We start from the raw sequence: 8,108 nt of genomic DNA, 5'->3' as shown, positions 1-8,108 counted from the left end.
GCCGGCGGGTCGGGAGCGGATGCGCTCGCCCCGGGGGCGGGGCGGGCCGGCACAGCCTCCTCGATGCGTTGGATCAGGCCCTCCAGATCGGCGACAGGTGCGAGCTGCGACATCCGCATGACCGCAAGCTCGAGCGTCATGCGGGGGTGATCGGACGTCCGAAGCTCTGCCTCGGCGCCCTGCAGAATGGAGTACGCCTGGTGGGCATCATGGAAACTGAACCGGTCGGCCAGCGCCTTGCGCTCCGCCAGCGCCTCCTTCCCCACGTCGAACAGCTCGGGGGCCTCTCCCGCTGATTGGATCACCATGACGTCGCGGAAAAACTCCAGGAGGTTCGAGCAGAAAAGCCGGATATCGTGCCCCGCCTCGAAAATCTCCTTGAGTTCGCAAAGCGCCGCCCGGGTATCCCGCGCGACGATGGCCGCAGCCAGCCGGCGGTACGCCTCCGAGGGAGGGACGCCGAGAACGGACTCGACATCGAGAAGCGCGAGTTTTTTCTTCCCCGTAAAGGCCAGGACCTGATCGAGCAGAGACTGGGCGTCGCGCATGCTTCCCTCGCCCATCCGGGCCAGAAGGCCGAGCGCCTCCCCTTCGGCCTCGCCCCCTTGGTCCTGCACGATGCGGGCAAGCTGCTCTTCGATGATGCGCGCGGGAATCCGGCGGAATTCGAATACCTGGCACCGGCTGAGGATCGTCTCGGGCACACGCTGGATCTCGGTGGTGGCGAAGATGAAAACCACATGGGGGGGAGGCTCCTCCAGCGTCTTCAGCAACGCGTTGAAGGCGCCCTTGGAGAGCATGTGCACCTCATCGATGATGATGACCTTGACCCTTCCCCGCGCGGGACGGTAGCGCAGCCCCTCGCGCAGATCGCGGACGTGATCTACGCCGGTATACGTCGCACCGTCGATTTCGAGGATGTCGGGGTGGTTGCCCTGGCTGATTTCGGCACAGGAGGCGCACTGGTTGCACGGCTCGGCGACCGGCCCGTCGGCGGACTCGCAGTTCAGCGCCTTGGCGAGGACGCGGGCGGTGGTGGTTTTTCCCACCCCGCGCGTGCCGCTGAACAGGTAGGCGGACGCCACCCGGCCCTCGGAAAGGGCGTTCGAGAGCGTCCGGCGAATATGATCCTGGCCGATCAGCTCTTCGAACTTTTGGGGCCGCCACTTTCGCGCGCTTCCGATAAACATCCTGGCACTCTTGACTGAGAATCGAACACGGGGAATTCAAAGAACAACCCCGCCGCGAAGCCGACCGACCAGGCACCCTCGTGGCACCCGGGAGACTCCGTTTACCGCTGCTTCCTTCCGGACCTGACGGGGTTCACAGGCTCCCGCTGCACGAGACCCGATCGGCCGGCTACGCGGCAGGATTCAGGAAATACTACCGCGCCGCCGGTGATTTTGGAAAGCGCGGAATATCCCGCCAAAAAAGGAGTTTCGAGGCGTTTATGCCGCGGATCGCCGAAAAGCGCCGCTCTACCGCCCCACTACTTGAGAATCATGACCAGGAGGACGCCCGCGACAATCAGCGTGGCGCCTCCCGCGATGCGGAGGGTGATCTTCTCTTTTTTGTGAAGGAACAGCCGCGTCAGGGCCAGCGCAAACAGCGGGCCGGTCGCCAGGATGGGCGAAATCAGCGACACCCTCCCTCCGCGCAACGCGTAGAGAAGGGTGAACATCGCCATCGCCAGCGAGAGGCCCGAGAAAAAGAAATAGCGGAGGGAGCTTTTGTTGAACATGAAGGGCTGCCACCCGGTCGCCGCCTTGAGGAGAAACGGCCCGATCACCGCGGCCGACGCTCCCTGCAGGAAGCCCCCGAGGAGAAGCGAATCCATTCCGCCGACACCCACTTTCTGAAGAATGTTTGACACGGCAATGGAGAGGCCCGAGAGAATCGGCAGCACGATATAGCGGCGGCGATCCCGCAGGCCTTCTCCCCCTGTCAGCGAAAACACGCCCAGGAGCACGATCGCGATCCCCAGCCAGATGACCGGGTGGGGACGCTCCCCCAGCAGAAAATAGGCGATAAAAGGACCGAAAAAGGCGTGGGTCATGAGCAGGGAAGTGGTCGGCGCCACGCCCAGATGGCTGATGGAGCGGTACATGAAAAACAGGGAGAGCGCCGGGGAGGCGACATCCGCACCGGCAAAAGCCGCCCAGTACCACGAAAAGGAGACCTGCGAAAAATCAACCCAGAAAATAGCCAGCATAAAAGCCGCACCGTTCGTCATCAGGACGATCAGGCTGCCGGTGTGCGGCGTGCTTTCATCGAGACCCTGGCGCATCAGGACCGAGGAGTAGGTGAAAAAGAAGGTCGAAACCAGGGTCACCACTTCGAATGGTATCAAACACCTGTCCTCATTCTTCCGGCTCTGCGCCGCTCTCGTTTTTACTTCTTCCGGGAAAAGACGTGGATTCTATCGAAAGGAGAACATCCGGGGCAAGGCGTGGAAAATCATGAAGAGCATTCAGACCTTATTTATTGAACATTTCCGGAGGATCACTTTTCATGAGAGCCCTCCAGCGTGTCGGGCTCGACATGCACAATCACCTCGGAGACTTCATCCACCTTGGAGAGGACGGCATCCTGACCCTGGTGGGCGATGAAATGGCCCTCCGCCACACTGAGCGCCGCCTTCACCTGGATGTGGACATCCACGAAGAAATAGGAGCCGACCCGGCGGGTTCTGAGGGCGTGGATGCTCTCCACTCCTTCCACATCCTCAATCGCCACCCGGATGCGGGCCAGCACATCGTCGGTGGGCGCGGCGTCCAGCAGATCGTCGAGCGCCTCGCGGCTGATCCGCCCCCCGATCCATATCACCAGCCCTGCCACGCCCATGGCGGCAATCGCGTCCGCCCGCCAATAGCCCATCAGCGCGATGGTCACACCCCCCAGAGCGGCCACCGAGGAGATGGCGTCCGAGCGGTGGTGCCAGGCGTTGGCGATCAATGCCTGGTTCAGCGTGCGGCGCCCGACGCGGAGGGTGGCCCAGTAGAGCCCCTCCTTGAGCGCGATGGCGAGCAAAATGAAGGGAAGTACGAGGAAGTTCAAACGGTAGGGACGGGGAATCCAGAGATCGCCAATCGATCGGTAGAACATGTAGAACCCGGCCATGAGCAAAATGAGTCCGACGCAAAAGGCCGCGGCGATCTCCATCCGGCCGTGGCCGTAGGGATGCCGCTGATCGGCTGGTTCGCTGGAGAATTTCAGGGCAAAGAGGACGACGACATCACTGACCAGATCGGAAAGCGAGTGCAGGGCATCGGCGAGGAGAGCCTGGCTTCCGCCCAAAATGCCCCCGGCCGCCTTGGCGATCGTGAGGACCGCGTTGACCGCCACGCCAATCCACGTCACGCGCATGCCCTGGTGCGCGCGAAGGTCCTGCGCTTCGCTCTGCCGATCGGAAGAGCCGCTCATTGCCATCCTCTCGCGGGAAACGCGCGCACCGGGCTGTGTGAGTTCGCTCCGACCGGATGCCGCCTTCCGCCCGCTGGCTTCCATGCGGACACGGGAGAGGAGGATTCCCCTCTCCCCGCCCGGGACCTTTTTTGAATATACCCCCTCGAATAGTGATTTCAATGCGGAGAAGCGGAAACGCGACAGGAAGGAGCGGGAGACAAGGGGCCCGGCGAGGGCAGCCGCTCAGGTGGCGGAGAGAGGGGGATTCGAACCCCCGAGGCACCTTTTGGGCACCTACACGATTTCCAGTCGTGCTCCTTCAACCACTCGGACACCTCTCCGGGAGCGGGTTTGGCCCGCAAATATCCCGCCGAAGCGGGCGCCGTCACCGTATATCACTCCCCTCTTCGGTTCGTCCAGGGATATGCCAGATTTCCAGAAACTTCTGAAAATAAATCATTGACCCGCCCGGAAGCATCCCCGATAATTGAGGTACGTCAGAGAGGAGGTGATCCCATATATGAAAATACACTGTAGGGACGAGGTGACTGTCGTCTAGCTCGGAAGAATCGCAAAGACGAAACCGGGTTCTTCCATCTGGACGAATCCCAACAGTTCACCGAAAAGCCCCGGCCTTCGGGCCGGGGCTTTTTGCATTTCAATCACATTCCTCCAATCACAAAAATCTCAATACAGATGGTTCTTGTAGGCCTCGCCCACATTGTGATCGATCTCCCCGGCATCGAATTCCGCAAAGCGGCCCGCATAAATCTGGCCGAGGGTGGGAAACGATCTCCGCTCAACCTGCGTTTCGAGATCCCAGATCTTCGAGCGGAGAACCGCTTTTCCGCAATGGAAGAAAACCGCGTCCACATCCACGATCAAGGCGGAGAGCGGAAGTTTCCCTTTCGCGGAAAGCGGCTTCAGCGTTTCCTCGTCGGTCGTGATGCGCGCGCGCCCGTTCACCCGCAGGAACTCGTTGAGCCCCGGAACGAGAAAGAGAAGCCCCACCTGCCCATCGGCCAGAACATTCGTCAACGTGTCGACGCGGTTGTTTCCGGGCCGATCGGGGAGCGCCAAAGTTTTTTCGTCAAGGACACGGATAAAGCCGGGCGCATCGCCGCGCGGGGAGACGGTGGTCCCCTTCGGACCGGAGGAGGCAATGGCACAAAACGGAGAGAGTTCGATATATCGCCGGGCGAACGAGTCAATATGGGTCATCTCTTTCTTTTTGACGTGAACGCTTTGCTCGCCGTAGTGGTCGTTCAACTCTTCCTGGGTCGTGATTTTCTCAGCTCCTCGGACATCTTCGACCGGCATTTCCGTCTCCTTTATCTCCTGTTTTTCCATAAGAAAAATTTATTGTACCACTGGAAAATCCACAAAACGACTTTGACCCCCGAAACGGCCCGGCGGGAAATTTCACGCACTTTTTTCGAAATTACTCTTTATTCGCCGCACCTTTTTGGGGCTTCCACTCCCGGGCCAACTGCTGTGCTTTGGAGATTTCCTCGGGCGTCATCTTCTCGGCCACCTGATCGCGAAGGGCGCGGCCGCCGTCATGGCCGTGGGCCGCACTCAGATTGAGCCATTTGTGCGCCAAGATGTTGTCCTGGGGAACGCCTTTCCCCTGAAAATAAAGCGCGCCGAGATTGTACTGGGCCATCATGACGCCCTGGTCCGCCGCCCGGCGGTACCACTTCGCCGCCTCGGCAAAATTCTGGGGAACGCCCTTGCCGATCGTGTAGAGCCAGCCCAGGGTGAATTGGGCGTTGGTGTGTTCCTGCTCGGCCGCCTTCCTGTACCATCTGGCCGCCTGAACGTCGCTCTGGGATACGCCCTTGCCCAAGCGGTACATGACGGCCAGGTTGTATTGCGCTCTGGCGTGATTTTTTTCCGCCGCCTGACGGTACCATTCCACGGCATCGGCATCGCTCTGCCTCACGCCCTTTCCGCGCTGGTACATGAAACCCAGGCTGGTCTGGGCGGGGGGATATCCCTTCTCGGCGGCCTTGCGATACCAGAAAACGGCGTCGAATTCGCTCTTGCTCACGCCCCGGCCGGTCTCGTACATCACCCCCAAGCGCGTTTGGGCCTTCACGTAGCCCTTCTCGGCGGCCTTGCGGAAAAGTTCGAACGCAATCTTGAATTCACCGTTGTTGTAGGATTTCAGGCCGGACGCAAAATCTTCTTCGGGCCCTGCGAGGGCCGGCATCGCGAGAAAAAACGCAAAAACGGCCGCCGCGCAAACCGTTGTTCCCCGTATCCTTCGCAAGGAGTCTCCCCCTCCCTGAAAAGCGCGCATCATCTCAGCGGTCTCGGCATCAGGCGCCATACCTCCGCCTTCTTGCGCGCCTCGACAATCTGCTCGGACGTCATCTCAAGGGAAATCTGATCCCGGCTCCCTCCCGCCTTCGCCGATCCCTGGGTGTAGCTCAGGTGCAGCCACATATAGGCCAGTACATAATCGCGCGGAACGCCCTTTCCTTCCGCGTACAACAGGCCCAGATTATTTTGAGCCGACGATACGCCTTTGTCGGCCGCCCGGCGGAACCACTTGGCGGCTTCCTCATAACTGCGCTTTACCCCTCGGCCGATTCGGTACATCACCCCCACATTCGATTGCGCAGCGGCGAAACCCTGCTCGGCCAGGGCCAAAAACTTCTGAAAGGCCAGGGCATGATCTCCACTCTTATGGGCGGCGAGGGCATTTCGATAGTCTTCCTTGGGGCCTCCCTCAACCGAAAAGGGAGGGAGCAGAAAAATTATGAAAAATAACGATGTCTGCCACCTCGTCCGCATGGAGTCCTCCCGAAGGCCAGAAGATGCAACCTATTATACAAAGAAAAACCGGCAAACCGTCATCAGGGAAAAGGTGGGCTCACAAAAACGGGGTGTCGGCCGGAAGGCCCAGTATCACACGCCCATAGACCTCCGCCGCCAGCTGAACAAGGCTCGACTCCGCCAATCCACTGCCCCCGCTGGCCGTGTACAGGACATCGGCCGCCTCCTCGGCTTCCATCCGGCCGGAAGGCATGCGCTACACCCGCACCGCGCGGATCGTGGGCATGATCCGCCGGCTGTCGTAATAAAATTCGGCACCTGAAAATCCCGCCCGCTCCAGCAGGCTTTGGATTTCGCCGGGAGAGCGGAAATTCTGCCACTTTGCTTCGAGAATATCCGCAAAAATAACTTTCTGGACCTGCAGATTTTTCGAATCGGCTTCGGAAATGTTCCAGATGGAATCGGGGACCAGATCGGGGGGTGGCGGGAAAAAACTCAGGATGAGAACCCCGCCCGGCTTCAGCGCTCGCCGAAATTGGTGATAGAGGGCGATCTCCTGATCTTCGTCCTTTACGTAGAAATTCAAGCCGCTGCTGAGCAGCGCATCCAGTTCTTCCTGGATGCCCAGCGCCCACGCATCGCGGTTCATGAACTTTGCATGGCGGCTCAAGTTCCGCTCTTCGGCGCGAATCGCGGCGAAACGGATAGACTCCTCGTCAATGTCGATGCCCCAGAGCTCGAATTCATCTATTCCGGAAAAGTCCAGCCCCAGCAGATCCGCCATCAGCCCGCACGGGACAGAGCCCAGCCTGGCGCCCGGCCCCAGGATTTCCTGCGCCAATTTTTGAAAGATCTGCAATCTTTCCTGCGTGGCCACCATGACGGGAGCGCGGGCGAAAAGAAATTCCTCGAGCGGCTTCAGGCGCCCCTCCAACTCTTCTCGCCGCAGGGGATAGCGATAGGCGAGAAAATCCGTCCAATATCCGTTCACGCCCTTGTGAAGAAGCAGAAACCGGCCGAAGGCGAAATCCTGGAGTTGATCCAGAATATCCAGAATTTCGCCGGTCTTTGCATGCGGCTGATCGCCGCGCGCGAGAATCCGCCGGCGGATCTGCTCCACCTCGTCGGCCAATTCCTTGCCGCTTTGGCCATGGGAAAGCGTTCTGACGGAATCTGCGCTCATGAAGCCATTTTACAACGTGCGCCAAAACCCCACCACCAGATAACGGCCTTTAATTTCAACGGGTTTTCGCAAAATTCCGGAGGCAGAAACCATCAGCGGCGAACGATGAGCTTGTAGTCCGGCGTCGGATTCAACGGGCATGAATAGAGATAATCGCCTTCCCGGAGGGTAATTGCATAATCCTGCGATTTTCCCAGCGTCAAGCCCCCGCCCGAGACCTTGGGCAGCGTGAAACGGCCAATCCCCGCGCCCCGCAGGTAAAACCCCAGTTCATAGGGCACATTCTTGTTCGCCACCCGGAAAATGTATTTTCCAGGCTTGAGTTCCAGCACTTTCGAATTGGTTATTCGCCGATCGCCGCTTTGGGCATTGATCGCGTTACAGTCCGCCGAAGACTTTGTTTGATATCCGCGATCGATCTTTTCAGGTTCGAGGAATTGGCACCCGGTTTGGGTCAGCACGATGACGCGCGGAGAGGCCGGCGCCTTCGAAGCGCCCCAGGCGGAGCCCAGGGCAAGGGCGACGGCGAGTCCCCATGCGCCCGCCGCCGCCGTGAATTTGCGATTCATCATTTTCCATTCCTGACTTATGACGCGCGGCTTATTTGCCGGCGCAGGGGTTCTTGGCCGCACAGGGATTCTTGGCCGCACAGGGATTTTTCGCCGCGCATGGATTTTTGGCGGCGCAGGGGTTCTTGGCGGCGCAGGGGTTCTTGGCGGCGCAGGGATTCTTGGCG

At 60.0% G+C, this 8,108-nt stretch carries 9 protein-coding genes, 1 tRNA gene and 1 other RNA gene; all 11 read right to left on the bottom strand.

The genetic code is table 11. From position 1 onward, the window contains the following. A partial coding sequence (dnaX, locus tag O2807_08655) for a DNA polymerase III subunit gamma/tau (GenBank protein ID MDA1000566.1) occupies positions 1–1,190 on the bottom strand: 1,190 nt, incomplete at its 3' end. Positions 1,191–1,253: 63 nt separating this feature from the next. Next, positions 1,254–1,353: signal recognition particle sRNA small type (ffs, locus tag O2807_08650), an RNA gene on the bottom strand. Positions 1,354–1,489: 136 nt separating this feature from the next. After that, positions 1,490–2,350, bottom strand: a complete 861-nt coding sequence (locus O2807_08645) for an EamA family transporter (GenBank protein MDA1000565.1) — start codon at positions 2,348–2,350, stop codon at positions 1,490–1,492. Positions 2,351–2,502: 152 nt separating this feature from the next. Continuing rightward, entirely contained in the window at positions 2,503–3,423 is a 921-nt protein-coding gene (locus tag O2807_08640; protein ID MDA1000564.1) for a cation diffusion facilitator family transporter, read from the bottom strand. Between the two features lie 230 nt (positions 3,424–3,653). After that, positions 3,654–3,746, bottom strand: a tRNA-Ser gene (locus O2807_08635). A 346-nt stretch (positions 3,747–4,092) separates the two neighbouring features. After that, positions 4,093–4,725 carry a pyridoxamine 5'-phosphate oxidase family protein gene (locus O2807_08630; protein ID MDA1000563.1) on the bottom strand — a complete coding sequence of 211 codons (633 nt, stop codon included), beginning with the start codon at positions 4,723–4,725 and terminating at the stop codon, positions 4,093–4,095. 121 nt (positions 4,726–4,846) lie between these two features. Next, complete coding sequence (locus O2807_08625; protein ID MDA1000562.1) at positions 4,847–5,680, bottom strand: tetratricopeptide repeat protein; 834 nt, start codon at positions 5,678–5,680, stop codon at positions 4,847–4,849. A gap of 29 nt (positions 5,681–5,709) precedes the next feature. Continuing rightward, positions 5,710–6,207, bottom strand: coding sequence for a tetratricopeptide repeat protein (locus tag O2807_08620; protein MDA1000561.1), 498 nt, complete (start codon positions 6,205–6,207; stop codon positions 5,710–5,712). A gap of 79 nt (positions 6,208–6,286) precedes the next feature. Beyond that, complete coding sequence (locus tag O2807_08615; protein MDA1000560.1) at positions 6,287–6,442, bottom strand: hypothetical protein; 156 nt, start codon at positions 6,440–6,442, stop codon at positions 6,287–6,289. Positions 6,443–6,445: 3 nt separating this feature from the next. After that, positions 6,446–7,372 carry a methyltransferase domain-containing protein gene (locus tag O2807_08610; protein ID MDA1000559.1) on the bottom strand — a complete coding sequence of 309 codons (927 nt, stop codon included), beginning with the start codon at positions 7,370–7,372 and terminating at the stop codon, positions 6,446–6,448. 92 nt (positions 7,373–7,464) lie between these two features. Next, the gene (locus tag O2807_08605) at positions 7,465–7,944 is read right to left on the bottom strand and encodes a hypothetical protein (protein ID MDA1000558.1); all 480 of its coding nucleotides are present in this window, start codon (positions 7,942–7,944) and stop codon (positions 7,465–7,467) included. Between the last annotated feature and the right edge of the window lie 164 nt (positions 7,945–8,108).

It is taken from the genome of bacterium (assembly GCA_027622355.1).
GTDB lineage: Bacteria > UBA8248 > UBA8248 > UBA8248 > UBA8248 > JAQBZT01.
This window is presented reverse-complemented; position numbering and strand designations above follow the sequence as displayed.